The sequence below is a fragment of the Luteimonas soli genome, from assembly GCF_042648865.1.
In the GTDB taxonomy this organism is placed as follows: domain Bacteria; phylum Pseudomonadota; class Gammaproteobacteria; order Xanthomonadales; family Xanthomonadaceae; genus Luteimonas; species Luteimonas soli.
Genome location: NZ_JBHRYA010000001.1, coordinates 493,474 through 519,176, shown reverse-complemented (window position 1 = coordinate 519,176; position 25,703 = coordinate 493,474). Strand labels below are relative to the sequence as shown.

At 70.0% G+C, this 25,703-nt stretch carries 22 protein-coding genes and 2 pseudogenes; 5 read left to right on the top strand and 19 right to left on the bottom strand.

Annotation, left to right across the window (positions count from 1 at the left end):
• Positions 1–54: 54 nt before the first annotated feature.
• From ACFONC_RS02335 to nudE, 10 genes are all read right to left on the bottom strand, one after another.
• A complete protein-coding gene (locus ACFONC_RS02335) occupies positions 55–1,290 on the bottom strand; it encodes an ABC transporter permease (RefSeq protein ID WP_386742001.1) in 1,236 nt (411 codons plus the stop codon).
• Positions 1,287–1,991 carry an ABC transporter ATP-binding protein gene (locus ACFONC_RS02330; RefSeq protein ID WP_386742000.1) on the bottom strand — a complete coding sequence of 235 codons (705 nt, stop codon included), beginning with the start codon at positions 1,989–1,991 and terminating at the stop codon, positions 1,287–1,289. The genes ACFONC_RS02335 and ACFONC_RS02330 overlap by 4 nt, the downstream gene beginning before the upstream one ends.
• Positions 1,988–3,490, bottom strand: a complete 1,503-nt coding sequence (locus ACFONC_RS02325) for an efflux RND transporter periplasmic adaptor subunit (protein ID WP_386741998.1) — start codon at positions 3,488–3,490, stop codon at positions 1,988–1,990. Before ACFONC_RS02325 ends, ACFONC_RS02330 begins: the two co-directional genes overlap by 4 nt.
• Before the next feature lie 100 nt (positions 3,491–3,590).
• Positions 3,591–4,886 (bottom strand): sensor histidine kinase, encoded by a 1,296-nt coding sequence (locus ACFONC_RS02320; protein WP_386741997.1) that lies wholly within the window; start codon positions 4,884–4,886, stop codon positions 3,591–3,593.
• Between the two features lie 19 nt (positions 4,887–4,905).
• Entirely contained in the window at positions 4,906–5,619 is a 714-nt protein-coding gene (locus ACFONC_RS02315) for a response regulator transcription factor (protein WP_386741996.1), read from the bottom strand.
• Positions 5,620–5,898: 279 nt separating this feature from the next.
• Positions 5,899–6,201 carry an Mpo1-like protein gene (locus tag ACFONC_RS02310; RefSeq protein ID WP_386741995.1) on the bottom strand — a complete coding sequence of 101 codons (303 nt, stop codon included), beginning with the start codon at positions 6,199–6,201 and terminating at the stop codon, positions 5,899–5,901.
• Positions 6,202–6,214: 13 nt separating this feature from the next.
• Complete coding sequence (locus tag ACFONC_RS02305) at positions 6,215–6,538, bottom strand: YnfA family protein (RefSeq protein ID WP_386741994.1); 324 nt, start codon at positions 6,536–6,538, stop codon at positions 6,215–6,217.
• Positions 6,535–7,359: a nucleoside triphosphate pyrophosphohydrolase gene (gene mazG, locus ACFONC_RS02300; RefSeq protein WP_386741992.1), complete on the bottom strand. Its 825-nt coding sequence runs from the start codon at positions 7,357–7,359 to the stop codon at positions 6,535–6,537. The genes ACFONC_RS02305 and mazG overlap by 4 nt, the downstream gene beginning before the upstream one ends.
• Positions 7,360–7,392: 33 nt before the next feature.
• Positions 7,393–8,214 carry a 3'(2'),5'-bisphosphate nucleotidase CysQ gene (cysQ, locus tag ACFONC_RS02295; protein WP_386741991.1) on the bottom strand — a complete coding sequence of 274 codons (822 nt, stop codon included), beginning with the start codon at positions 8,212–8,214 and terminating at the stop codon, positions 7,393–7,395.
• Positions 8,201–8,755 carry an ADP compounds hydrolase NudE gene (nudE, locus tag ACFONC_RS02290; RefSeq protein WP_386741990.1) on the bottom strand — a complete coding sequence of 185 codons (555 nt, stop codon included), beginning with the start codon at positions 8,753–8,755 and terminating at the stop codon, positions 8,201–8,203. Before nudE ends, cysQ begins: the two co-directional genes overlap by 14 nt.
• 53 nt (positions 8,756–8,808) lie before the next feature.
• Here nudE and bioA point away from each other — a divergent pair, with 53 nt between their 5' ends.
• Both bioA and ACFONC_RS02280 read left to right on the top strand, forming a co-directional pair.
• Positions 8,809–10,302, top strand: a complete 1,494-nt coding sequence (gene bioA / locus ACFONC_RS02285) for an adenosylmethionine--8-amino-7-oxononanoate transaminase (protein ID WP_386741989.1) — start codon at positions 8,809–8,811, stop codon at positions 10,300–10,302.
• Between the two features lie 35 nt (positions 10,303–10,337).
• Positions 10,338–11,072 (top strand): 16S rRNA (uracil(1498)-N(3))-methyltransferase, encoded by a 735-nt coding sequence (locus tag ACFONC_RS02280; RefSeq protein ID WP_386741988.1) that lies wholly within the window; start codon positions 10,338–10,340, stop codon positions 11,070–11,072.
• A gap of 64 nt (positions 11,073–11,136) precedes the next feature.
• Here the strand turns inward: ACFONC_RS02280 and ACFONC_RS02275 are convergent, their stop codons facing one another.
• The 3 genes and pseudogenes from ACFONC_RS02275 to ACFONC_RS02265 form a co-directional block, all read right to left on the bottom strand.
• The gene (locus ACFONC_RS02275; RefSeq protein ID WP_386741987.1) at positions 11,137–11,619 is read right to left on the bottom strand and encodes a chemotaxis protein CheW; all 483 of its coding nucleotides are present in this window, start codon (positions 11,617–11,619) and stop codon (positions 11,137–11,139) included.
• Between the two features lie 13 nt (positions 11,620–11,632).
• Complete coding sequence (locus ACFONC_RS02270) at positions 11,633–13,168, bottom strand: chemotaxis protein CheB (protein WP_386741986.1); 1,536 nt, start codon at positions 13,166–13,168, stop codon at positions 11,633–11,635.
• Positions 13,161–15,422, bottom strand: a pseudogene (locus tag ACFONC_RS02265) (response regulator); the annotation flags it as partial. The gene ACFONC_RS02270 and the pseudogene ACFONC_RS02265, both read right to left, overlap by 8 nt.
• Between ACFONC_RS02265 and ACFONC_RS02260 the strand changes: the two are divergent.
• A complete protein-coding gene (locus tag ACFONC_RS02260; RefSeq protein WP_386742214.1) occupies positions 15,383–16,468 on the top strand; it encodes a pentapeptide repeat-containing protein in 1,086 nt (361 codons plus the stop codon). The pseudogene ACFONC_RS02265 and the gene ACFONC_RS02260 overlap by 40 nt on opposite strands.
• 700 nt (positions 16,469–17,168) lie before the next feature.
• On the opposite strand, the pseudogene ACFONC_RS02255 reads toward ACFONC_RS02260, so the two are convergent.
• The 5 genes and pseudogenes from ACFONC_RS02255 to ACFONC_RS02235 all read right to left on the bottom strand — a co-directional run.
• Positions 17,169–19,367 (bottom strand): annotated as a pseudogene (locus ACFONC_RS02255) (Hpt domain-containing protein); the annotation flags it as partial.
• Positions 19,368–19,446: 79 nt separating this feature from the next.
• On the bottom strand, positions 19,447–21,468 hold the full coding sequence (locus tag ACFONC_RS02250; protein ID WP_386741984.1) for a methyl-accepting chemotaxis protein: 2,022 nt from the start codon (positions 21,466–21,468) through the stop codon (positions 19,447–19,449).
• A 39-nt stretch (positions 21,469–21,507) separates the two neighbouring features.
• Positions 21,508–22,143 (bottom strand): chemotaxis protein CheW, encoded by a 636-nt coding sequence (locus ACFONC_RS02245; RefSeq protein ID WP_386741982.1) that lies wholly within the window; start codon positions 22,141–22,143, stop codon positions 21,508–21,510.
• Between the two features lie 2 nt (positions 22,144–22,145).
• The gene (locus ACFONC_RS02240) at positions 22,146–22,511 is read right to left on the bottom strand and encodes a response regulator (protein WP_386741981.1); all 366 of its coding nucleotides are present in this window, start codon (positions 22,509–22,511) and stop codon (positions 22,146–22,148) included.
• A gap of 19 nt (positions 22,512–22,530) precedes the next feature.
• On the bottom strand, positions 22,531–22,935 hold the full coding sequence (locus ACFONC_RS02235; RefSeq protein WP_386741980.1) for a response regulator: 405 nt from the start codon (positions 22,933–22,935) through the stop codon (positions 22,531–22,533).
• 184 nt (positions 22,936–23,119) lie between these two features.
• On the opposite strand from ACFONC_RS02235, the gene gshB reads away from it, so the two are divergent.
• Both gshB and ACFONC_RS02225 read left to right on the top strand, forming a co-directional pair.
• Entirely contained in the window at positions 23,120–24,076 is a 957-nt protein-coding gene (gshB, locus tag ACFONC_RS02230; protein WP_386741979.1) for a glutathione synthase, read from the top strand.
• Positions 24,077–24,190: 114 nt separating this feature from the next.
• Positions 24,191–25,069 carry a TonB family protein gene (locus tag ACFONC_RS02225; RefSeq protein ID WP_386741978.1) on the top strand — a complete coding sequence of 293 codons (879 nt, stop codon included), beginning with the start codon at positions 24,191–24,193 and terminating at the stop codon, positions 25,067–25,069.
• A gap of 4 nt (positions 25,070–25,073) precedes the next feature.
• On the opposite strand, the gene lepB is transcribed toward ACFONC_RS02225, so the two are convergent.
• On the bottom strand, positions 25,074–25,703 hold the full coding sequence (gene lepB, locus ACFONC_RS02220; RefSeq protein ID WP_386741976.1) for a signal peptidase I: 630 nt from the start codon (positions 25,701–25,703) through the stop codon (positions 25,074–25,076).

Sequence of the window (25,703 nt, the reverse complement as noted above, 5' to 3'; positions counted from 1 at the left end):
CGCGGCTTCCGTCGCTCCTTCAGAATGCGCAAGCGTCGGGGGCGTAGCCCGGCCCTACTGCTGGCGCAGCGCTTCGATCGGGTCGAGCTGCGAGGCCTTGCGCGCCGGGTAGTAGCCGAAGAACAGGCCGGTGCTGATCGAGAACACCGCCGCCAGCGCGACCACCTGTCCGTTCAGCGCCACCGGCAGTTCGCTGAACTTCCCGACCAGGAGCGCGCCGACCACGCCAATGCCGATGCCGATCACGCCGCCGATCAGCGAGATCAGCATCGCCTCGGCAAGGAACTGCCGGCGCACGTCGGACGGCCCGGCGCCCACCGCCATGCGCAGACCGATCTCGCGGATCCGCTCGGTCACCGAGACCAGCATGATGTTCATGATGCCGATGCCGCCGATGATCAGGCAGATCGTCGCCACGGCGCCCAGCAGCTTGGACATCAGGTTGGTGGTGGCGGTACGGGTGGCCACGATCTCGCTGATGTTGCGCACGCGGAAATCGTCGTCGTCGCCCGGCCTGATCTTGTGGCGCTGGCGCAACAGCGCCTCGACCTCGCCCTGCACGTAATCCAGGTCGTCGGCGTTGGCCACGGTCAGCGCGATCTGCATCACCGCATCAGGTGGCATGCCCATCATCCCGAGCAGGCGGCGGCGCCCGGTTTCCAGCGGCACCATCACGATGTCGTCCTGGTCCTGGCCGAAGCCGCCCTGCCCCTTCGGCGCCAGCGTGCCGACCACCGTGAACGGCACCCGCCCCAGGCGGATGGTCTGGCCGACCCCGCTGTCCTCGCCGAACAGCAGCCGGCGCACGGTCTCGCCGATGATCACGTGCTTGGCGGCGCTGCTGTAGTCCTGTGCATCGAAGCCGGCGCCCTCGCCGATCTCCCAGTCGTTGATCGCGAACCAGTCCGGCTGCACGCCCTGCCAGTTGGTCGCCGCGTTGTTCTCGGCGAACACCACCTGGGTGCCGCCGCGCAGCGCGCCGGCGACGTACTGCACTTCCGGGATCTCGCCGCGGATCGCGTCGACGTCGCCTTCGCCCAGGGTGAAGAAGCTGCTCGCACTCTGGCGCGCCCCGCCGGGGCCGCGGCGCGAACCCGGCGAGATGTCCAGGCGCTGCGACCCCAGGCCCGAGACCAGGCTGTCGATCTCGCGCTGCGTGCCCTGCCCGACCGAGACCATCACGATCACCGCGGCGATGCCGATGATCACGCCCAGCGATGTCAGCGCGCTGCGCATCCAGTTGCCACGCAGGGCGTGGATGGCGGTACGCAGGATGTCGAGGAAGGTCATGGTCCCTCCTGCTCGTGCAATTCGCCGTCATGCATCACGTACGTGCGGTCGGCGTGCGCGGCGACTTCGGCGTCGTGGGTGATCAGGACGACCGTGTGGTCGGCGTCGCGCAGGCGCTTGAACAAGCCGAGGATCTCCTCGCCTGTCTTGCTGTCGAGCGCACCGGTGGGCTCGTCGGCCAGCAGGATCGGCGGCTGGTTGATCAGCGCGCGGGCGATTGCCACACGCTGCTGCTGGCCGCCGGACAGCTCGCTGGGCAGGTGCCCGGCGCGTTCGGTCAGGCCAACGGCGGCCAGCGCCTGGCGTGCGCGCTCGTGGCGCTCGGCGACCGGTACGCGCGCGTAGCCCAGCGGCATCGCCACGTTGTCGAGTGCGGTCATCCGCGGCAACAGGTTGAAGCCCTGGAACACGAAGCCGATCTTGTCGCGGCGCAGGGCGGCCAACTCTTCGGCGTCGAGCGTGGACACGTCGACGCCGTCGCACTCGTAGCTGCCGCTGCTGGCGGTGTCCAGGCAGCCGATCAGGTTCATCAGCGTCGACTTGCCCGAGCCCGACGGCCCCATGATGGCGACGAAATCGCCACGCCCGATGCGCAGGTCCGCGCCCTTGAGCGCAACCACCTCGGCCTGCGTGCCGGGCGAATAGACCTTGCCCAGGCCACGCGTCTCGATCACCGCCGCCTGGCCGGTGCCTGCGTTCATTGCCGCGCGCGCTCGCCGGTGACCACCAGGTCGCCGGCCTCGATGTCGCCGGAGACTTCGGTGCTCGTTCCGTCACCGGCACCGATGCGCACCATCACCGCCTGCGGCTGGCCGTCGACCAGCTTGTACAGCGGCGCCCGGCGCGCGCCGACCAGCGCCGACACCGCGGCATCCCACTGCTGGCGCTGGCCGTCGTCGAGCGCGGCACGAAGCGCGGCGAAATCCTGCTGGTAGCGCTCCAGCACGCGTTGGCGAATCTGCGCCTGCAGCGCGCCGCTTGCGCCCCCGGTCGACCGCGGACCGCGGCCACGGCCGCCGAACAGGCTGTTGCCATCGGGCTGCGGCGCGACCTGCCGCGCGGCCTGGCGCTGCCTGATCGCCTCGACCGCGGCGTCGAACGCGGCCTGCTGGGTCGCGTCCAGCTTCAGCGACGCGGCAGTGCGGGCGAGATCGTCGATCATCGCGCCACCGCCGCGCGTGCGCGGCGCCGGGCCGCCGGCGTCATCGCTGGAGGGCTTGTAGCGCAGCGCCGCGTTGGCCACCTTGAGCACGTCGTCGCGCTTGCTGACCTCGATCTCGGCATTGACCGTCAGGCCGGGCAGCAGGGTGCCGTCGGCGTTGTCGACGGTTACCACGACCGGATAGGTGACGACGTTGCTGGTGGTCGTCGCCGACAGCCGCACCTGGTCGACCACGCCGCCGAACTGGCGGTCGGGGAAGGCGTCGGCAGTGAACGACACCGACTGCCCGGCCCGTACCTGGCCGATGTCGGATTCGTCGACGGCCAGCTCGATCTTCATCTTCGACAGGTCCTCGGCGATGGTGAACAGCTCCGGCGCCTGCAGGCTGGCGGCGACGGTCTGGCCGGGTTCGATGGTGCGGGTGAGGACGACGCCGTCCACCGGCGAGCGGATCACGGTGCGGCCGAGGTTGATGCGGGTCGTTTCCGTCGAAGCGCTCTGCTGGCGGATCTGCGCCTGCGCCGCGTTGACCTGCGCGCGGGCCTGGTCGCGCGCGGCGCGGGCGAGGTCGATGTCGCTTCTTGCCACCAGCTGCTGCGCGCCGAGTTCCGCCTTGCGACGGTAGTCGGCTTCGGCATTGGCCAGCGTCGCCTGCGCCTGTTCCAGCGACGCCCGGGCGCTGGCGACCTGGGCGTTGCCCTGGTTGATCTGGGCCTCGTACGTGCTCGGGTCGATGCGCGCGATGACCTGGTCCTTGACGACCTTGTCGTTGAAGTCCACCAGCACATCGGTGACCTGGCCCGACACCTGGCTGCCGATGGTGACGGTGGAGATCGCGCTGAGCGTGCCGGTCGCCGAAATGGCGACGCGGATGTCGCCGCGTTCGACCGTCGTGGTGCGCCAGGCGCTTTCGTCGGACGTGGCCGTGTGCGACTTCCAGTACCACGCTGCAAGCACCGCCAGTGCGACCACGACGCCGCCGGCCAGCAGGCGGCGCGTCGTGCGGGAGGAGGTGCGCTTGTTTCGTGGGCTGCTCATGCGTTCGGGTCGAGGCGGTGGGTGTCGACGCGAATCAACGCGCCCGGGGGTGATGCGTTGACAGCCACCGGCGTCGCCTGCGCGCAGGTTCCGCCGGGGCTCAGGAATCCGCGGCGATGACGTCGCGCGCGAACTCGATCGACGCCACCGTGCCGGCTCCCGACCTGCTGTCCAGCGTCACCGGCCAGCGGAACCGTTCGCCCAGCCGGCGCACGATCGACAGCCCCATGCCCTTGCCGGTCGGGCTGACCCTGTCGGCACGGTAGAACGGAGCCCAGGCCTTGCGCAGCACCTCGGGCGCCATGCCGATGCCGGTGTCGGCCACGACGATCCGGGTGGCCTCCAGCCGCACCTCGACGCGCCCGCGCTCGGTGAACACGCAGGCGTTGTCCAGCAGTTGGCCGAGCATCACCGACAGCACCCGCGGCGAGGCGTGCAGGTGCGGCCTGGCCACGATGTCCAGCTCCAGCTCCACCGGCTTGCCGGCGAGCAGCGGCCGCACCTTCTCGACCTCCTCCTCGACCAGGGACGCGACGTCGAAATCCTCGGTCAGCGGTGCATGCTCGTTCTCGCGGGCAAGGATCAGGAACGCGTCGATGATCGCCTCCATGTCGCGGCCGGCGTGCTGCATCCGCACCAGGGTGCGATGCGTCCGCTGCGGGATCTCCGGATCGGCCAGCATCATGTCGGTAGCCACCCGGATCACCGTCAGCGGCGTGCGCAGTTCGTGGCTGGCGTCACGGGTGAAGTCGCGCTCGCGCGCGACCAGGTCGTGGGTGCGCCGGGTCAGGTTGCGCAGCGCGCCGGTCAGCTGGCGGACCTCGCCGCCACTTTCACCCGGCATGCGCTCGGGCGCGATGGACTGCACGTCCGGGTTGCTCGGATCCCACCGCGCGACCTGCTCGGCCAGCCAGCTGACCGGCGTCACCAGGCGCTTCGACGCCCGGTAGGTCAACCAGGTGGTCAGGTAGATCGCGACCAGCGCCAGCAGGAGCGACACCAGCTCCGCGCGCCGGATGACGGTATCGAGCAGTTCGAACGACATCACCAGGTACAGCCGTCCCTGCGGGCGCTCTTCGATGATCAGCTTGCGGTTGCCACCGGGCAGCTCCGAGATGCCGATCCCGAACCGGCGCAGTTCGTCGGGCACCCCGGCTGACGGTTGCTGGTCGCTGGCGAAATAGCCGCGCATGGTCGACGAGCGCGGCAGCGGATAGTCCGCATCGCGCGCGCGCCCGCTCCAGAACTCCCCGGCTTCGCTGCGCAGCTGCTGGTCGGTGAGCACGTCCTTGACGATGCTGCCGGCCACCAGCGCGCCGACGATCACCGACGCGCCGGCCAGCACCATCTGCAGGATGAAAGCGTATCGAAGCTTGCGCGGCAGGCCCTGCGACATGGCGACGAGCGCGCAGACGTCAGGTCGGCGGCTGTTCGATGTCGGCGATACGGTAGCCGGCGCTCTGCACGGTGTGCAGCAGGGGCTTGTCGTACGGCTTGTCGATGGTCTTGCGCAGGTTGTACAGATGGCTGCGCAGGGTGTCCGAGTCGGGCAGGCTGTTGCCCCAGATCTCGCGCTCGATCTCCTGCCGGTTGACCACGCGCGGCGATTCGCGCATCAGGATGGTCAGCAGCTTCAGGCCGATCGGCGAGAGCTGCAGCTCGGTGCCGCCGCGGGTGGCGCGCAGCGAGGCGGGATCGAGCACCAGGTCGGCGACCTTGAGCACCTCCGAGCCGACCTGGCGGCGTTCGCGGCGGATCAGCGCGCGCAGGCGCGCTTCGAGCTCCTGGATCGCGAACGGCTTGGTCAGGTAGTCGTCGGCGCCGGCGCCCAGGCCGGTGAGCTTTTCGTCGAGCGTGTCGCGCGCGGTCAGCATCAGCACCGGCGTCGACTTGCGCGCTTCCTCGCGCAGGCGCTTGCAGACCTCGATGCCGTCCAGCCGCGGCAGCATCAGGTCGAGGACGATCACGTCGTAGGTGTTCTCGGCCGCCAGCCGGTAGCCGTCGAGGCCGTCGGAGGCGTAATCGACCTCGAAGCCGCGGCCTTCGAGGTATTCGCCCACCATTTCCGAGATGTTGCGGTTGTCCTCGACGATGAGGACGAGCCCGCCCGGTTCCGTTGATCCACGCATGCCTGCTCCAGCAAGGTTGATGAGTCGGGGTAGTGTCTTCAGGTTTGTGAAGGCTGCCGGTTCGGCGGTGGAAATCGCGTGAAGAGCGACCCACTCCGGCAAAGCGACAGGTCCCGGACCGGGGCATCGCCCTTTCAAGGACGTGCGTAGGTCGGGACTACGCCCCCGACGCTCGATCGATCCGTTGGCCCCGCGTCTTCGGCCATCCCGAGCGTCGAGGGCGTAGCGCCGGCCCACGGCGGAACGCACGGGGCCGGGATTCCTTGAACATCACCCCGCTCAGAAGCGAATCCGTCCGGTCAGGATGTCCCGGAACATCACCCAGTCGCCGGCAAACGAATAGAACGGATGCTTGAACGTCGCCGGACGGTTCTTCTCGAAGAAGAAGTGCCCGACCCAGGCGAAGCCGTAGCCGCACAGCAGCGCGCCGAGCACCCACCACGCATTGCCCATGGCGATCGCCACGGCCAGCAACGCCAGCACGCCACAGCTGCCGACGAAATGCAGTCGGCGCGAGGTGCGGTTGGCGTGTTCGCTCAGGTAAAACGGGTAGAACTCGCGGAAGCTGGCAAACCGGGCCACGGCGGTCCTCCGGTCACAGGGGTCTTGGCGAAAACATGATGACCGCCATCCCGCACAGGCACAACATCGCCCCGAGCAGGTCCCAGCGCGTCGGCCGCACCGCGTCCACCGCCCACAGCCAGCCGATGGCGACGGTGACGTAGACGCCGCCGTAAGCGGCATACACGCGGCCCGACGCCGTGGGATGCAGGGTCAGCAACCAGACGAACGCGGCCAGCGCGACCGCCGCCGGCAGCAGCAGCCAGGTGCTGCCGTCCTTGCGCAGCCACAGGTATGGCAGGTAACAACCGACGATCTCGGCCAGCGCGGTGGCGACGAACAGCAGCAGGGTTTTCATTCGCCCTCACCGCGCTTGGCGTGCACCCAGTACGCTTCCTGCGCGTCCAGCGGCAGGTCCTGCAGGCGCACGCCATCCGCCCGCGCCAGTCGCTCGATCGCGCGGAAGCGGCGCTCGAACTTGGCGTTCGCCCGGCGCAGCGCGCTGCCGACGTCGACCTTCGCGTGGCGGGCGAGGTTGGCGCAGACGAACAGCAGGTCGCCCAGTTCGTCCTCCAGCCGTGCGTGCACCACCGCGTCATCGGGCGCGTCGGCCAGGGCGGCGAACTCGGCCTGCACCTCGCCGATCTCCTCGTGCAGCTTGTCGATCACCGGCGCCGGTCCCGGCCAGTCGAAGCCGACCCGCGCCGCGCGCTGCTGCAGCTTCACCGCGCGCTGCCACTCGGGCATGCCGCGGGCGATGCCGGCCAGCGCCGATGTGTCGGCGTCTCCCGCGGCGGCACGCTCGGCGCGCTTGATCTCTTCCCAGCTGCGGAGCACGCCTTCGGCATCGCTTTGTTCGTCGTCGCCGAACACGTGCGGATGGCGGCGGACCATCTTGTCGCTGATCGCGGCGGCGACGTCGTCGAAGCCGAACGCGCCCTGCTCGCTCGCCATCTGCGCGTGGAACACCACCTGCAGCAGCAGGTCGCCCAGCTCGTCCTTCAGCGCCGGCAGGTCGTTGCGGTCGATCGCATCGGCGACCTCGTAGGCCTCCTCGATCGTGTACGGCGCGATGGTGGCGAAAGTCTGTTCGATGTCCCACGGGCAACCGTTCTCGCGGTCGCGCAGGCGGGCCATGATGTCGAGCAGGCGTTGGAGGCTGGCGAACGGACTGCTCACTGTTGCTTCCTGATCGTCATTCCCGCGAAGGCGCTACGCACTCTCGCCCACCCAGTCCTGCCACGGCAGCGCCGGGTCCCCCAGCACCATGAAGTCACCATTGAGCACCGTGTCGCGCTGGTTGTAGCGCAGCGGCCGGCCGCGCGGGTCGAGCACGACGCCGCCGGCGGCCTCGACGATCGCCTGCCCCGCCGCGGTGTCCCACTCGCTGGTCGGGCCGAAGCGCGGATAGACGTCCATGCCGCCCTCCGCCAACCGGCAGAACTTCAGCGACGACCCGAGCGCCACCGGCTCCCCGGCGGCGCCGGTCTCCGCGGCGATGCGCTCGAGCAACGCCTCGGTGCGCGCGTTGCGGTGCGAGCGGCTGGCGGCCACCCGCAGCGGCGCCTGCGCGGGCACGCGGGTATGCAGCGCGACGTCGACGTCGCCATCGCGGCGGAACGCACCGTGTCCGCGCGTCCCGTGCCACAGTGCGCCGGTCACCGGCGCCTGGATGACGCCGAACACGACCTCGCCATCTTCGACCAGGGCGATGTTGACCGTGAACTCGCCGTTGCGCTTGACGAACTCGCGCGTGCCGTCGAGCGGGTCGACCACCCACAGCCGCGTCCACGTGCGCCGCACCGAAGTGGGAATGGTGTCGGCCGATTCCTCAGACAGCACCGGGATGTCCGGCGTCAGCGCCTCGAGGCGGTCGACGATGCAGCGATGCGCGGCGAGGTCGGCGGCGGTCAGCGGGCTATCGTCGGCCTTGTGGTCGACGTCGAAGCAGGTGTCGTAGACGCGCAGGATCTCCGCCGCCGCCTCGCGCGCGGTGGCGATGACGGCTTCGCGCAGCGCGTCAGGGACCTGCATGGCGCTGCAGGTATTCGCGCGCGATGAACAGCGCGGCGATGGACCGTCCTTCGGAAAAATCCTCGCGCAGGATCAGTTCATGCAGGGCATCGAGTTTCCATGGCACCACGTCGAGTTCCTCGGGTTCGTCGCCGGGCAGGCGTTTCGGATACAGGTCGCGCGCGAGTACCAGGTAGGTCTGGTGGCTCATGTAGGTGGGCGCGAGGGTCAGCGAGCGCAGCACCTGCACCGAATTGGCGCCGTAGCCGGCTTCTTCCATCAGCTCGCGGTTGGCGGCTTGCTCGGGCGTTTCGCCGGCGTCGATGCGGCCCTTGACCAGTCCCAGTTCGTAGCGGTGCACCCCGGCGGCGTACTCGCGCACCAGCAGCACGGTGTCGTCGTCGAGCATCGGCACCACCGCCACCGCGCCGTGGCCGCGTCCGTGCAGGCGCTCGTAGCGGCGGCGCTCGCCGTTGCCGAACTCCAGGTCCAGGCGCTCCAGCCGGTACGGCCCGGCGTCATGCTCGGTGATGCCATGGATGATGGGCAGGCGGCGCGTCATCTGCGCGCCCCGGCCGCGCCGCGGATGGGCGCCGGGCGCGCGATAATGGTGGAATGAATATAAAGGCTCACGATGCGTCGATTCTAAACGACGCGGCCTCCGGCGAGGCCGCGAACTGGCGTTCGCGCGACCTTGCCGTGCTCTGGCACCCCTGTACGCAGATGCGCGAGCATCTCTCCCATGGCGCGGCGGCGGACGGCCGCCATGGCGACACCCTGCCGCTGCTGCCGATCGCCCGCGGCGAGGGCGCCTGGCTGGTCGGCCACGACGGCCGCCGCACGCTGGACGCGGTGAGCAGCTGGTGGACCAACCTGTTCGGCCACGCCGAACCACGCATCGCCGCGGCGATCGCGCAGCAGGCGCACACGCTGGAACAGGTGATCCTGGCCGGCTGCTCGCACCCGCCGGCGGTGGAACTGGCCGAACGCCTGCTGGCCATCGCCCCGCGAGAGGCCGGACGCGACCCGCTGGCCAAGGTGTTCTACGCCGACAACGGCTCGGCCGGCGTCGAGGTGGCGCTGAAGATGGCTTTCCACTGGTTCCGCAACCGCGGCGACGAGCCGCGGCGCACGCGCTTCGTCTCGCTGACCAACAGCTACCACGGCGAAACGATCGGCGCGCTGTCGGTGGGCGACATCCCGCTGTACCGCCGCGTGTATGCGCCGCTGCTGCTGGAACCGCTGTTCGCGCCCTCCCCCGACGCCTACGCCGCGCGCGCAGGCCAGTCCGCCGCGGCCTGCGCGGAGGAGGCCGCCGACGCGCTGGCGCGCCTGCTCGACGAGCACCCCGGCGAGGTCTGTGCGCTGATCCTGGAACCGCGCGTGCAGTGTGCCGGCGGCATGCGCATGCACGACCCGGTGTATCTCAGGCGCGTGCGCGAACTGTGCGACGTGCATGGCGTGTTCCTGATCGCCGACGAGATCGCGGTCGGCTTCGGCCGCACGGGCACGATGTTCGCCTGCGAGCAGGCCCCCGCCGACGCTCGCGTCGGCGGGTACGGTGGTGTTCAGCCCGACCTGCTGTGCCTGTCCAAGGGCCTGACCGGCGGCTTCCTGCCACTGTGCGCGGTGTTGGCCACGCAGGCGATCTACGACGGCTTCCTCGACGACTCGCGCGAGCGCGCCTTCCTGCATTCGCACAGCTACAGCGGCAACCCCCTGGCCTGTGCCGCGGCGATTGCGTCGCTGGACATCTTCGAGAGCGACGACGTGCTCGCGCGCAACCACGACACCGCGGCGAAGATGGCGAAACTGGCCGCCCCGTTCGCAAGCCATCCGCTGGTCACCGACGTACGCCAGGCCGGGATGATCCTGGCGATCGAACTGCAACCCGAGCCCGGCGGCCGCGAAGACGGAAACGCCGTGGAAATCGCCAATCGCCGCGGCCCGCAGATGTATCGCGCCGCGCTCGAGCGCGGCGTCCTGCTGCGTCCGCTGGGCGACGTGCTGTACTGGATGCCGCCGTATTGCATCGACGACGAACAGCTCGCCCTGCTAGCCGACGCCACCGCGGCGGCAATCGAAGCGGCAGCCGCCGATGTCGAATAGCAACGTCTTCGGCCACGGATGAAAGAGGCTTTTGCATGCGAGTGAACCGGGCTTACGTCGAGGGACCGCTTGTGGTCGGGGCGCGCGTCGCGCTGCCCGAAGGCGCCGCGGCACACCTGCTGCGCGTGCTGCGGCTGGGCGTCGGCGACGGCTGCGTGCTGTTCAACGGCGACGGCCGCGACTATGACGCGCGCATCGTCACGGCCGGCAAGCGTGGCGGTGAGGTCGAGGTCACTGCCATGCGCACGGCCAGCGTCGAATCGCCGCTGCGCATCGTGCTGGTGCAAGGCATCGCGCGCGGCGAGAAGATGGACTGGATCCTGCAGAAGGCGACCGAGCTGGGCGTGGCGGGCTTCGTGCCGGCCAGCTCGGACCGCAGCGAGGTGAAGCTCGACGGCGAGCGCGCCGGCAAGCGGCTGGCGCACTGGCGCAGTGTGGTCGTTGCCGCCTGCGAGCAGAGCGGGCGCGCGCGCGTGCCCGATGTCGCGCCGCCGCAGTCGCTGGTGGCCGCATTGCAGGCGCTACCAGGCGACAGCCTGCGCCTGAGCCTCGACCCGGGAGCCCAGGCGAGCGTTGCATCGCTGTCCGTACCGGATGGACGCACCGTCGTGGTCGCGATCGGACCCGAGGGCGGGTGGTCACCACGCGACCGCGCAACGCTGGCCGACACCGGTTTCACCGGCCTGCGGCTGGGCCCGCGCATCCTGCGCACGGAAACTGCCGGCATGGCCGCGATTGCCGCGCTTCAATCCAGGTTCGGCGACCTGTAGGTCGGGGCTACGCCCCCGACGCTTCGCGTTGCAGATCAAGAACCGTCGGGGGCGTAGCCCCGACCTACGCCGCCAGCGCTTCGTGCAGCGAGGCTTCGACGGCGCCGATATCGGGGATCAGCACCGCGTCGTCATTGAGCAGCACACGGGCCTGCACGCCCTTGGGCAGCGCGTCGCTGCCGTCCGCATCAGCCACCAGCGTGTCGCGCGACACCGTGACCAGGCGCGGGAAGCCCTGGGTCAGCATCGCGAAATGCGGCAGCTTCGCGTCGCCGCCCAGCGCCTTGAGCACCGCGACCTTGCTGCCCAGGCCGCCCTGCTCTTCGGCCAGCCCGGCGATGCGCGAGAACGAGACCAGCGGCAGCTGCCAGCCGCGCCAGCGGATCCGGCCCAGCAGCCATTCCGGCGCGTTCTCCACCGGCTCCGGGTCGGCGTAGGACAGTACTTCCGAAATCGTGGCGTTGGGCAGCAGCAGGCGCGCGCCCCCGACCTGGATCAGGACGCCGCGGATGTCCTGGATGGAATCGTTCTGGCTGGATGTGTTCATGCGTGCCTCGAAGTCAGGACGGCCAGCGCCCGGCGAGCTGCTCGGCAAGCTCGGCCGGCGTGGCCACGGTGGCGCCGCGTGCGATCAGGGCATTCGACGCGGTGGCGTCGTAGCAGCCGTCCAGCGCCTGGCCGGCCACCAGCAGGCCGCCCGGGACGCGCGCCATCGCCGCGTCGACGCTGTCGGCGCTGCTGCCGCTGAGCAGCAGCAGCGCGCTGTCGCTGGCGGGCAACACGTCCAGCATCGGGCGCGCATCACCTTCGCCGGCGACGAACACGATGCGCGTCTTGTCCTGTTCGATCGACAGTTCCGGCGGCACGAAGTACACGGTGCCCGCTTCGGCCGATTGCCCGGCCTCGGCCAGCGCGACCGGCAGCTGCGCGGCCCGCCCCATCTGCTTGACCAGGCGGTCGTAGCGGCCGCCGTCGAGCTGCAGCCGCACCAGCACGGGGCGCGGGAACCCCTCGGGAATCGCGGCGAGCAGCTGGCGCACCGCGTCCGGCCCGCCCAGCCCGCCCTCGACCAGCACCGCGCCGCGCTGCGGGCCGTGGCCGTAGCTGTCGACGTCCGCCAGCGACAGGCCGCCGACGCGCTGTTCGAGTGCGTCGAGGTCGATCGTGGGCGCTGCGGCCGGCGGCGACGGCAGGTCGCCGTCCGTGGTTTCCAGCGATTCGACGGACGCCAGCAGCGCATCGACGTCGACCAGTTCGATGCCGCCAGGCGATGCCGTCGTGTCGCCATCCGTCGGCGCTTCGAAGTCCAGCGATGCGCCGTCGTCGTCGGCGTTGGAACCGTCGAACGGGATTCCATCGGTTTCGCCGGATTCCGGCGCAGCCACGCCGTCATCGACCGGCATCCCGGTGTCCGTTTCGTCGGCCGGCAGCGCTTCGAGCGACAGCGAATCGGCGGACAGGGCGTCGATCGCCGCATCATCCGCGTCGCCTGCGACGACCGCTGCGTCGGCGACGGGGTAATCCGGCTCGAGCGGCGCAGCCGCCTCCTGCGCGTCATCGACCAGCGCAAGGCCGGACGGGTCGGCTTCGAGCCGGACGTCGGGTTCCAGCCCTGCGTCGCGCGGGACCTCGTCGGCAAGCTGCTGGGCTTCGTCGGCGAATGGCGCGATGTCCAGGCCGGCGGCATTGCCCGGCACCGGCAACGCACCGGGCGACGGCTGCAGGTCGCCCTCGGTGTCCGCGCCCGGCGGCAGCACGTCGTCGTGGCGGTGCAGCTTGGCGGACAGGTGCCGCACCCAGCGTGCCGCGTCCCAGCCCTGGCGCTGCGCGGCCAGCTCGGCCTCGTCGAAGATCACCGTGATGTCCGGGCTGGACAGCAGCGCATCAAAGCGCTCCAGCGCGTCCTCGACCGCCGGTTCCAGCGCCACCAGCACCGCCTGCGGGTTGCTCGCGAGCGCATCGCCCGGGTCCGAGGACACCGGGTCGGCCACCAGCGCGATGTCCGCGCCGGCCCGTGCGAGCGCATCGCCGAGCCGCGCGCGGGCCTCGCCCTCGCGCGCCAGCAGCACCACGCGGGGCGCGCTGCGCTCAGTCATCGACGCGCTGCTCCAGCTTGAGCAGTTCGTAGACGTTGCGCACGAGTTCGTTCTCCTGGTACGGCTTGCCGAGGTAGCGCTCGACGCCGATCTCGAACGCGCGCTGGCGGTGCTTCTCGCCGGTACGCGAGGTGATCATCACGATCGGCACGTTGCGCAGGCGCGGGTCTGCCTTCATCTGCGTGGCGAGCTCGTAACCGTCCATGCGCGGCATTTCGATGTCGAGCAGCATCAGGTCGGGCACGCGCTCTTCCATGCGTTCGAGCGCGTCGATGCCGTCCTTCGCGGTGAGCACCTCGAAGTTGTGGCGCTCAAGCACGCGGCCGGTGACCTTGCGCATCGTCACCGAGTCGTCGACCACCATCACCAGCGGCACGCGATGGGTCTCGGCGGCCTGCGCCGGCTCCACCTCGCGCGGCAGGGTGGCACGGCGGCGGACCAGCGGTGCGACGTCGAGGATCACCACGACGGAGCCGTCGCCCATGATCGTCGCGCCGAAGATGCCCGGGATCGAGGCCACCTGCGGGCCCACCGGCTTGACCACGATTTCGCGGCTGCCGACGATCTGGTCGACCGCGACGGCGACGCGCAGGTCGCCGGAGCGGATCAGCAGCAGCGGCATCTGCAGCTGGCCCTCGGCCTTGGCGATGCCGTGGCCGACCAGCCCGCCCAGGTCGTGGACCGCGTAGTCCTCGCCGCCGTAGGCGTAGCTGGCGTCGGGCTTGCCGAACTCGTCGCGGCCGATGCGCCCGACGCCGCGCACCGAGGCGATCGGCACCGCGAAGCTGGTCTCGCCGATCTTCACGAACACCGCCTGGGTGACCGCGAGCGTCTGCGGCAGGCGCAGGGTGAAGGTCGTGCCCTCGCCCTTGCGCGAGGCGATGTCGAGCGTACCGCCGAGCTGGCGCACTTCGCTGGCGACCACGTCCATGCCGACGCCGCGGCCGGCCAGGCGGCTGACTTCGTCGACGGTGGAGAAGCCCGGTTGGAAGATCAATGCGTCGAGGTCGCTGTCGGCGAGCACCGCGTCGGCGCGGACCAGGCCGCGCTGCTCGCCGCGCTGGCGGATCGCCTCGCGGTCCAGGCCGCGGCCGTCGTCACCGACTTCCAGCACGACTTCCGAACCCTCGCGGCGCACCGCGATGCGCACCGAACCTTCCTCGGGTTTCTTCGACTTGCGACGCTGCTGCGGCGTTTCCAGCCCGTGCGCCACCGCGTTGCGCAGCATGTGCTCCAGCGGCGCGGTCATGCGTTCGAGCACGTTGCGGTCGAGCTCGCCCTGGGCGCCGTCGAGCCTGAGCTGCACCTGCTTGCCGGTGTCGCCGGCGGCCTGGCGGACCACGCGGCGCAAGCGCGGCACCAGCGCGTCGAACGGCACCATGCGCGTGCGCATCAGGCCCTGCTGCAGGTCCGAGCTCACGCGCGACTGCTGCAACAGCAGGGTTTCGTACTGGCGGGTCAGGTCGTCGAGCGTGCCCTGCAGGCTCGACATGTCGGCCGCGGACTCGCCCAGCGCACGCGAGAGCTGCTGCAGGGTGGAGAAGCGGTCGAGTTCCAGCGGGTCGAAGGTGGCGTCGGCGGTTTCATGCTCGCGCTGGTAGCGGGCGATGATCTGCGCTTCGGTCTCGATATCGAGGCGGCGCAGCTGGTCGCGCAGACGCATGTTGGTCTGCTCCATCTCGCCCATCGCGTTGCGGAACGCACCCAGCTGCTGCTCCAGGCGGGCGCGGTAGATCGCGACCTCGCCGGCGTAGTTGACCAGCTGGTCGAGCAGGTCGGCACGGATGCGCACCTGTTCCTGCGGCGCGCGCACGCTGATGTCGTCGTCGTCCGAGGCTGCGGGGTCGGCGTCGCCGATCGGCGCGGACAGCGGCTTGAGCTCCGTGCCGGCGACCGGCACCCGAGGCGCGGGTACCGCCACGCCGGCGGGCACCGCGGCAGGCGCGGGCTTTCCGAGCGCGCGGGCGTTGAAGGCCTCGATCAGTTCTTCCGACGGGTCGATCGCGCGACGTTCGCCGACGCGGGTGACCATTGCATGCAACCGGTCGAAGCCGCGCTCGAGCAGAGGAATGCCGTCGCGGCCGAGTTCGCCGCGCTGTTCGACCACCGCTTCGAGCAGCGACTCCATGGCGTGGCCCAGCTCGCCCACGGCCATGATGCCGGCCATGCGCGCGCCACCCTTGATGGTGTGCAGGTCGCGCTGCAGCCCGACCAGTGCCTCGCGCTCGGTGGGGTTTTCGCGCAGCTGCGCGAGCAGGCCGTCGGAATGGTCGAGCAGGTCGCCGGCCTCCTCGACGAAGATGTCGACGAGTTCGGGATCCAGGTCGCCGAGGTCAAACGCCGCGTCAGGATCCCGGGTGGTGGCGAGCGCGTCCGCAACGATCGCCACGACGGCCGGTTCCTCGGCATCCGCGTCCATGTCGACGGCAGGAATCTTCTCGACCGCGGCGCGCGCGGCCTCGAGGCGTTCGGCTTCAGCGCGCTCTTCTTCGAGACGTTCGGCTTCGAGACGTTCTGCTTCGGCGCGTTCTGCTTCGACACGTTCTGCTTCGGCGCGCTCGGCTTCGAGGCGTTCGGCTTCGACACGTTCTGCTTCGAGGCGCTCGGCTTCGACACGTTCTGCTTCGATACGTTCTGTTTCGAGGCGCTCGGCTTCCAGGCGTTCGGTCTCCGCCTGCCTGGCAGCGGCCTGCTCGGCCTCCGCCTGTTCCGCCTCGCGTTGGTCGGCAGCGGCCTGCTCGGCAGCAATCCGCTCGGACTCGATTCGTTCTGCTTCGAGAAGCGCCGCTTGCGCGCGCTCGGCCTCCGCCTGCTCGGCTGCAAGGCGCTCGGCTTCAGCCTGTTCCGCCTCCAGCCGCGCCTGTTCCTGGATGCGCTCGGCCTCCAGGCGCTCGGCTTCGATGCGATCGATCTCGGCGCGCTCGGCCGCAAGACGCTCGGCTTCGGCCAGCGCCAGCATCCGCGCTTCTTCCTGGGCGCGTTCGGACTCGAGGCGCTCGGTTTCGGCGCGCTCTGCTTCCAAACGTTCGGCTTCAAGACGTTCGGCTTCTACGCGCTCCGCTTCGATACGCTCTGCTTCGACGCGCTCCGCTTCGACACGCTCCGCCTCAAGGCGCCCTGCTTCGATGCGTTCGGCTTCGGCACGCTCGGCCTCGACCCGCTCGGCCTCGACCCGCTCCGCTTCGGCACGCTCGGCTTCGACCCGCTCCGTTTCGACACGCTCGGCGGCTTCCGCCGCGTCGTGGCCCGCGTCATGAGCGATGGCGGGGTCGAGCGTCCCGAGGTCGCCGTAGGCGCTGAGATCGGTATCGGTCAACTCGGCGCCGGCATCGACCAGGTCGATAGGTTCCACCGGCTCGGGGATCGTCGTCGACTCCGCCGGCATGGTTGCCTCCGGCAGGCTGTCGCGCAGGGCCACGAGGCTCGCGGCGAGCGCGGCGCAGGTGGGGACGTGCGGCGCGGCCGCGTGCAGCCCGGCCACGGTGGCGCGGATCACGCCGGCCAGCTCGCCGATCGCCGCCACGCCTTCGCTGCCCACGTCCTGCCGCGCCGCAAGCAGGCGCCGGATGTAGGTTTCCGCGGGGCTCAGCGCATCGGTGATCGCCGGCACTTCGGTCATCGCGAAGGCGCCGTTCATGGTGTGCACGGCGCGCAGCAGCGCGTCGCTGGCCGGGGTCGAGGCGGACTGCGCCTCGGCCAGCCAGGCATCGACGGTGGCCAGGTGGCCGGATACTTCCGTATCGAGGATTTCCAGCAGCAGCGCATCCACCGATGCCGGCAGCATGCCCTCGCCGGCCGGCGCGTCCACGGCCTCCGCGGCAATGGCTCCACCGGCCTCGACTTCCGCATCGAGTTCGGCGTCGACAAGCATCGACTCGGGCGTTGCCGCACCGGGCGCCGCGAACGCCGGCAGGACTTCCTCGCCCTCGGCAATACGGTCGGCCAGCGCCTGCATGCCTTCAAGGTCGGCGTCGACCGCCGCGGTGCCGCGCAGCGCTGCCAGCAGCTGCGGCAGCGTGTAGAAGGCCTGGTCGACCATCGCCACCACGGCCGGGCTGGCCTCGCGCGTGCCGTCGAGCACGCGGTTGAGCATGTTCTCGACCTTCCAGCTGAACTCGCCCAGCGCGCGCGCGCCAACCAGGCGGCCGCTGCCCTTGAGCGTGTGGAACACGCGACGGATCGGGCGCAGGCGCTCGAGGTCGTCGGGGCGTTCGCGCCAGACCGGCAGCATCTGGTCGAGGTTGTCGATCTCCTCGCCGAACTCCTCGAGGAACACCTCGCGGATCTCGTCGTCGATCTCGTCGCCGGTGATTTCGAAGCCGCCCCGGCCGCCGGCCGCGGCGGGGACCTGCGCTGCGACCTGCGCGCTGTCGGCCTGCGAAGTGCGCGCCTGGTCGATGCTGCGGTCGATGAACGCGGCGACGTTGCGGTCGACGTCGTCGGCCAGCACCTGCTCCGCCTGTGCGTCCGGCTCGGCAACGGATTCTTCCTGCGCCGGCTGCACGTCCGGCAGCGGCCAGTAGCCCAGCGATTCGAGGCTGCCGCGCGCGATCTCGAGGATGTTTTCGCGGTTGAGCCGGTTCTCGCGCAGCGCTTCGAGGTAGTACTCGAGGCTGGCCAGCGCGTCGGCGAAGGTGTCGAGCTGGCGGCCGTTGGGCACGCGCTTGCGGCCGAGCAGTTCGACCTCGGTGTACATGCGCACGCCGGCCAGGTAGGCGGCGGCCTGCGGCAGTTCCAGCATCGCCATGGCGCCGGCGACTTCCTGCAGCAGGCGCGGGACTTCGACCAGCTCCGAATGGTCCCAGCTGGTTTCGACAAAGGCCACGAAGGCCTGCCGCGCATCGGCGAAGTTGGCGATCGCCTCGCGGGCGATGACCTCGAGCACCTTGCGCGATTCGTTGGAGAACAGGTCGTCCTGGCTGCCGTCGGCGCCGGCGTCGCTGTCGCCCAGGCGCGCGACCTGGTCGTCGAGCGTCGCGTCGACGTACAGCAGCGCGCCGGCGACGTCGAGCAGCGCGCCCTCGTCGGCGACGCGGTCGCCGCGGACGATGGCGTCCATCGCGTCGCGCTGCTGCTGGACGACGTTGCGCGCCACGCCCAGGCCAAGCATGCCCAGGGTATCGGCGACGCGGCCCAGCGCCTCGACCTGCGGCTGCAGGGCGGTGACGTTGGATGCGTTGGTGCGCAGGTGCAGGTCGAGCACGTCCTTGACCCGCAGCAGGTCTTCCTTCACCGCTGCCGAGACCGTATCGAGCAGCGCGCGGTTGCGGCCGCTCAGGCTGCCCTGGGCGTGGCTGATCTCGGTTTCCGTGGGCTGCGCGGCGTCGAGGTCGAAGGTTTCGCGCAGTTCCCGCAGCACCGGATGGTCCGCGTCGCTGTGGGCGACGTGGTAGAGCAGCTGGCGGGTGGGTTCGAGCGTGGTTTCCGGGCGCGGAATGCCGAAGCCGTCGTCCTCGAACTGCCGGCGCGCCTCGCGCTGCACGCTGGCGAAGGCCTGGCGCAGGCCCGCGGACGGCTGCAGCGCGCCTTCGCGCAGCGCGGTGGCCACGGAACCGGCGACCCACAGCATGCGCCGGGTCTCGTCCTGTTCGGTGCGCACGAACAGCGCATCGATGGCGGTGCCGATCTCGCCGGCATCCTTCGGTGCGCCATCTTCCGGCCACTCCGAAATGGCGGCGGACAGCCGCTCGAGCAGCGGCAGGACTTCGGCGTTGCGGCCGCGGCCGGCCGACGCGGGCACGCTCGACGGCAGCGGCCGGCCGAGGTCGGGCGCGAACAGCACGCTTTCGCTCAGGCCGCTCTCGCCGCGCGCGGCGCGCAACTCGTTGAGCAGCGGCAGCAGGACGATCGGGATGTCCTTGTGGCCGCTCTGCAGGCGCTCCAGGTAGTCGGGCAGCAGCACTACGCCGCGCATCAGCGTCGCGCAGGCACCGTCGCGGTCGGCGATCTCGCCGTGCTGCAGCGCCTGGGCCAGGCGCTCCATCTCCTCGGTCACCATCGCCGGCGCGTACAGCTCGACCATGCGCAGCGTGCCCTGCACCTGGTGCAGGTAGCTGGCGCAAAAACGCATGCGGCTGGTGTCGGACGGGTCGTCGACGAAGCCCTCGATCTCGATCCGCGCCTGGCGCAGCGTCTCGTCGAGCTCCGGCTTGACCCAGCCGAGCGTGGTGTAGTCGATCGCGTCGCGCAGCGCGGTCATGGCGTCCCTCCGTGGAGGCCCGCGCGCGCCTTGCAGCGGTCGTTGGCGATGCCCGTCATGCTCTCGATCGTCCTGGCACTCAGGCCGGCAGCTTGAAGTCGGCGACCGAACGGCGCAGGTCCGCGGCGAGCTGGGCCAGGTTGCCGATCGACTCGGCCGTCTGGTTGGCGCCCTGCGAGGTCTGCGCGGTGATCGACTGGATCGTGTTCATGGTCGAGGTGATGTTGGTCGCCGCCGCGGACTGCTGCTGCGAGGCGTTCGAGATGCCCTCGATCAGCTCTGCGAGGCTGGTCGACACGTTTTCGATCTCGCCCAGCGCGGTACCGGCGTCCTCGGCCAGGCGCGCACCGGCGACCACCTCGGACGTCGTCTGCTCCATCGAGCTCACCGCCTCGTTGGTGTCGGACTGGATCGCCTGCACCAAGGTTTCGATTCGCTTGGTCGCGTTGGACGCGCGTTCCGCGAGTCGCTGCACTTCGTCGGCCACCACCGCGAAGCCGCGGCCCGCCTCGCCCGCCGACGCCGCCTGGATGGCCGCGTTCAGCGCGAGGATGTTGGTCTGCTCGGAGATGTCGTTGATCAGTTCAACGATCGAGCCGATTTCCTGCGACGATTCGCCCAGGCGCTTGATGCGCTTGGAGGTTTCCTGGATCTGGTCGCGGATCGAGTCCATGCCGGCGATGGTCTCGCGCACCACACCCGCGCCCTTGGTCGCGATCTGCACCGAGCGCTGGGCCACGTCGGCCGATTCGGCGGAGTTCTTCGACACCTGGTTGATGCTGGCGGCGATTTCGTTGATGCGGTCGGAGGCGGAGTTGATCTCCTGCGCCTGGTGCTCGGCGGCCTCGGCCAGGTGCATGGCGGTGGCCTGCGTTTCCTGCGCGCTGGACGCCACCTGCACCGAGGTGTCGTTGATCGTCTGCACCAGGCTGCGCAGCTGCTCGACGGCGAAGTTGATCGAGTCGGCGATCGCGCCGGTCATGTCCTCGGTCACCGTCGCCTTCACGGTCAGGTCGCCTTCGGCGAGCGAGCCCATTTCGTCCAGCAGGCGCATGATCGCCTCCTGGTTGCGGTTGTTGAGCTCCATCGTGGTTTCGTAGCGCTGGCGCTGCGCGCGGTTGATGCTGAAGATCAGGCCGACGATGGCGATGATGGCCAGGGCGCCGAATACGAGGCTGATCCACAGGTTGCCCAGCAGGCTCTTGTCGCGCAGCGAGCCGAACGCGGTGAAGGCCTGGAACAGGTCGCGGCTGTCGGCCAGCAGCTTGTCCGAGCCGCTGGTGAGCGCCGCGGCGGCGTTCTGCGCGGCGAACAGCTTCTGCGAGCTGCCCAGGATCGCGTCGAGGTCCTTCTTCATCGTCTCCCACTGCTCGGTCGCGCGGTTGAGCGCGGCCACGGCACCGGAGTTCGACAGCGCCTGCACGTTCATCGCCTCGTCGCCGGCCTTCAGGCCGGCCAGCACCTGCTCGAACACGTTGGCGTCGCGCGCCAGCGCCTGGCCGGCGACCGCGGCGCCGGCGCCGCCGGCGCGCACCTCGGTGACGCGGCGGGCCAGGTTGCCGGCCAGCACGTTCTGGCGCAGCGCGATGTAGATCTGCGATGACGGCGAGCCGCTGGACGACATCGCGCGCACCACCTCGTCGAGCTGCGCCTGCAGCTGCGGGATGCCCTGGGTGAAGCGGTTGGCGTTGCCGGCCAGCGCCAGCACCGCCGCTTCACTGGCGATCACGTCATCGGCATTCTTGGCCAGCGGCGCCCAGGTCTGCGAGACCTTGGCGATCGGCCCGGACACGCCGGTGGTGTCGCCGAAGTTGCTGTTCAGCCCGGCGATGTCGGCATCGACCTCCGCCTTGGTCGCCTTGAACGCGGTGAACGCCTCGCGGTCGCCCTCCACCGCCTCGCGCCCCTGGTTGGCCAGCCGCTGCGAGTTGAGCTGCAGGTTCGACGCCGCGGTACTGGCGCCACCCAGCCGGGCTGCCTTCCACGTTGCGTAGCCGGTGTTCGCACCGAAGACGACCAGTGAGATCGCCAGCACGATCAGCCAGAAGTTGGTACCCATGTTGCGGCCCTTGCCGGCAACGGTGTCCATAACAGTGCTCATGATGTGACCTCGGATCCTGCGGTGCGTGCTGTGCGGCGATCAGGCCGCGGCTTGTCTGAACTCGGGTGTGCGGGCCAGCCGGTCCAGGCTGAAGATCCCCCACGCGTGGCCGGCCAGGCGGTAGGCCCGGTCGACGAAGTGTGCGTAACGTCCCTCGGCCAGCGTGCTGGCCGGCAATTCGTCGCCTGCCAGCGCCTGCTCCTCGAGGAACGAGCGCTGGCCGAACAGCTCGTCGATCGTCACCGCGACGTCGCCGCCGGGCTGGCGCACGATCAGCACGCGCTGGCCCTCGTGCAGCACCGTGCGCTCGCCCTCGAGGAACTGCTTGAGGTCGACGGTCGGCAGCAGGTTGCCGCGGATGTTGGCCACGCCGAGCATCCACGGCTGCGAGCCGGGCACCGGCGTGACCTGCGGCATCGGCAGGATCTCGACCACCTCGTCGAAGCCCGACGCCAGCCGGCGCTGGCCGACGCGGTAGCCGACGCCGCGCCACAGTCCGGGCGCGTCGAGCTGCTCGGGCAGGCCGGCGACATGCGCCAGGCTCTTGCGCTCGTAGTCGACGAGGATCGCGAACGGATCGAGCGGGCCGTTTTCAGGCTTGCGGCCGACATCGGCCGGCGCGACGGCCGGCTTGGCAACGTCCGGCTTGCGCTCGTTGTGGCGGCGACGGCTCATCGTCAGCCGCCGAGCAGCTCGTTGATATGGGCGATCAGCGCGCCTTCGTCCGGCGGCTTGACGATGTAGCCCCGCGCGCCCTGGCGCATGCCCCAGGCCTTGTCGGTCTCCATGCCCTTGGTGCTGACGATCAGCACCGGGATGTTGCTGGTGGCGCCGTCGCGCGACAGCGCGCGGGTGGCCTGGAAACCGTTCATGCCCGGCAGCACCACGTCCATCAGCACCAGGTCCGGCAGTTCGCGCTTGCAGACCTCGATGCCGTCCTCGGCGCTGCCCGAGGACAGCACCTCGTGGCCGTTGCGTTCCAGCAACTGGGTGAGTACCGCCGTGTCGGTCGGCGAGTCCTCGATCAGCAGAATTCTTGCCATTGGTTGCCCTACCCCCCGGTCAGGCGTGGTTGACGTGCTTTCGGATCGCGTCGAGGAGCTCCTCGCGCGTGAATGGCTTGGTGACGTACTGCTCGGAGCCCACGATGCGCCCGCGCGCCTTGTCGAACAGGCCGTCCTTGGAGGACAGCATGATCACCGGCGTGTGCTTGAACATCTGGTTGTTCTTGATCAGCGCGCAGGTCTGGTAGCCGTCCAGGCGCGGCATCATGATGTCGACGAAGATGATCTGCGGCTTCTGGTCGGCGATCTTGGCGAGCGCCTCGAAACCGTCGGTCGCGGTCGTGACCTCGGCCCCTTCGCGCTTGAGCAGGGTCTCGGCGGTGCGGCGGATGGTTTTCGAGTCATCGATCACCATCACCCGCAAGCCCCCGAGGCTGCCGGCGCGACTGTCGTCTTGCGTCATCTTCAAATCCCCCATGCGCAGCGCTTCGTGAATGCCGGCGCCGCTGCAAACCGTCTTATATCCCAGTCGGCCGCCACACTGTCAAGCATTGTGCGCGCCGCGACGAAGCTAAATGCCACGCAGTCCGCAACATAGGCCCGGGCCCCTGCTAACATTTGTCAGAATCTGCCGCGGAATGCTGGAAATGCCACTCGACGTCATTGTCGTGATGGACCCCATCGGGTCGATCAAGATCGCCAAGGATTCCACGTTCGCGATGCTGCTCGAAGCGCAGCGCCGGGGCCATCGCCTGCACTATGTCATACCCGGCGGCCTGTCGATGCACGGCGGCGAGGCGGTGGCGCAAGTCGCGCCGCTGACGGTGCGCGACGACCCGGCGGCCTGGTTCGAACTGGGACAACCATCACATCACACCCCGAGGGCCGGCGACCTGGTGCTGATGCGCAGGGATCCGCCGGTCGATGCCGGATTCATCCACGACACCCTGCTGTTGGGGTCCATGCAGCGCCAGGGCGCGCAGGTGGTCAACGACCCGCAGGGCCTGCGCGACTTCAACGAGAAGCTCGCCGCGCTCGAATTCCCGCAGTGCTGCCCACCTACCGTGGTCAGCCGCGATGCCGCCGCACTCAAGGCCTTCGTTGGCGAACACGGCGACGCGGTGCTCAAGCCGCTCGACGGCATGGGCGGGCGCTCGATCTTCCGCGTCCGCGCAGGCGAGCCCAACGTCAACGTCATCCTCGAGACGCTGACCGAGGGCGGCCGCAACCTGGCGATGGCCCAGCGCTACCTGCCGGAGATCGTCGACGGCGACAAGCGCATCCTGCTCATCGACGGCGAGCCGGTCGACTACTGCCTTGCGCGGATCCCGCAGGGCGACGAGTTCCGCGGCAACCTGGCCGCCGGCGGCCGCGGCGAGGGCCGCCCGCTGAGCGAGCGCGACCGCTGGATCGCCGCCCAGGTCGGCCCGCGGATGCGCGAGCGCGGGATGCGCTTCGTCGGCCTGGACGTGATCGGCGACTACCTCACCGAGGTCAACGTCACCAGTCCGACGTGCATCCGCGAGCTGGATGCGCAGTTCGGCCTGAACATCGCAGGGCAATTGTTCGACGCGATCGAGCAGGGAATGGGGAATGGCGGATAGGGAACGAGGCATCGCCCGCGCCTTTTCGTACTCATGCATGCGTGCTGCCCGGTGGAAAGCCAAAAGCGGGTAGGCTTCCACGGCTGATCCGCCCCGCCCCGAACCGATCCCACGATGTCCGCCCCCGCCGCCACCGCTCCCGTCATCGGCGACCGCCAACGCCTGAGCGCGACGATGGTGCTGTCGCTGCTGCTGCACGGAATGCTGATCCTGGGCGTCGGCTTCGCCCTGGACGACGCCGCGCCGGTGCTGCCGACGCTGGACGTGATCCTGACCCAGACGCAGACCGAGCTGACCCCGGAGCAGGCCGACTTCCTCGCCCAGGCCAACAACCAGGGCGGCGGCGAGCACGAGAAGACCAACCGGCCGCGTGAAGCGCAGGCCGGGGTGGTGGCGCAGGCCGAGTCCGGCGTCGCGCCGCGGCCGATGCGCGCGCAGTCGCCCACGCCACGGCCGCCGCCCGAAGCGCGCGTGGTCAGCAGCACGCGCGCCCAGCAGCCGATGCCGACGCCCGACGCGCGCCCGCAGGCCGAACAAACGCCGCTGCCGCGCGGCCAGGAGAAGATCGACCACGACCTGGCGATGGCGCGGCTGGCGGCCGAGATCCACCTGCGCTCGGAGCGCTACGCCAAGCGCCCGAAGCGCAAGTTCGTCTCTGCCAGCACCACCGAGTACGCCTGGGCCGGCTACCTGCGCGCGTGGGTGGACCGGGTCGAGCGCGTCGGCAATCTCAACTATCCGGACGAAGCGCGGCGACGGAAGCTGGCCGGCACCCTGGTGATCAGCGTGGCGATCCGCCGCGACGGCTCGGTGGAGCGCGCCGACGTGATCCAGTCCAGCGGCATCAAGCTGCTCGACGCCGCGGCGATGCGGATCGCCAGGCTCGCCGAGCCCTACCCGCCGCTGCCCAAGACCGAGGAAAACATCGACGTGCTGCACGTGACGCGCACATGGAATTTCCTGCCCGGCGGCGAGCTGCTCGACGAGCGCTGAGCGCCTACAGCGGCTTCCACACCAGGCCTTCGCCGCTGCGCCAGAACACGCCGACGGCGCGCGCATACAGCGCCGAAGCCGGCACCAGGCCGAAATAGCGGCCGTCGATGCTGTTGCCGCGGTGGTCGCCGACCACCAGCACCTGCCCCGGCGGGACGACGAGGCCGTCGATGTCCGGCCCACCGCCCATGTCGAGGTTCAGCCGCGCGCGCCTGTCGCCGAAATGTTCCACGTCCGGTGCGCCGGTCTCGGCCAGCGGTTGGCCGTTGATCGAAAGATGCCCGTCCTCGAGCGCGACCCGGTCGCCGCCGACCGCGACCACGCGCTTGATCAGCCGCACGCCGTCACGCGGCGACTTGAACACCGCGATGTCGCCGCGGCCGGGATCGTCGCGCGGCACCACGGTGATGTCGGTGAACGGAACGCGCAGGCCGTAGGCGCTCATGTCGACCGCGACGTGGTCGCCGGGCATCAGCGTGTACTCCATCGAGCCGCTGGGCACGCTGTAGTGGTTGGCCAGCGAGGTGCGCGCGACCGCCAGCAGCACCAGCATCACGAGCAACTGGCGGCCTTCGCGCATGAACCAGCCGCGCAGGCCGCGCGTGCGCCCGTTGTTTGCTTCCGTGTGCGTCAT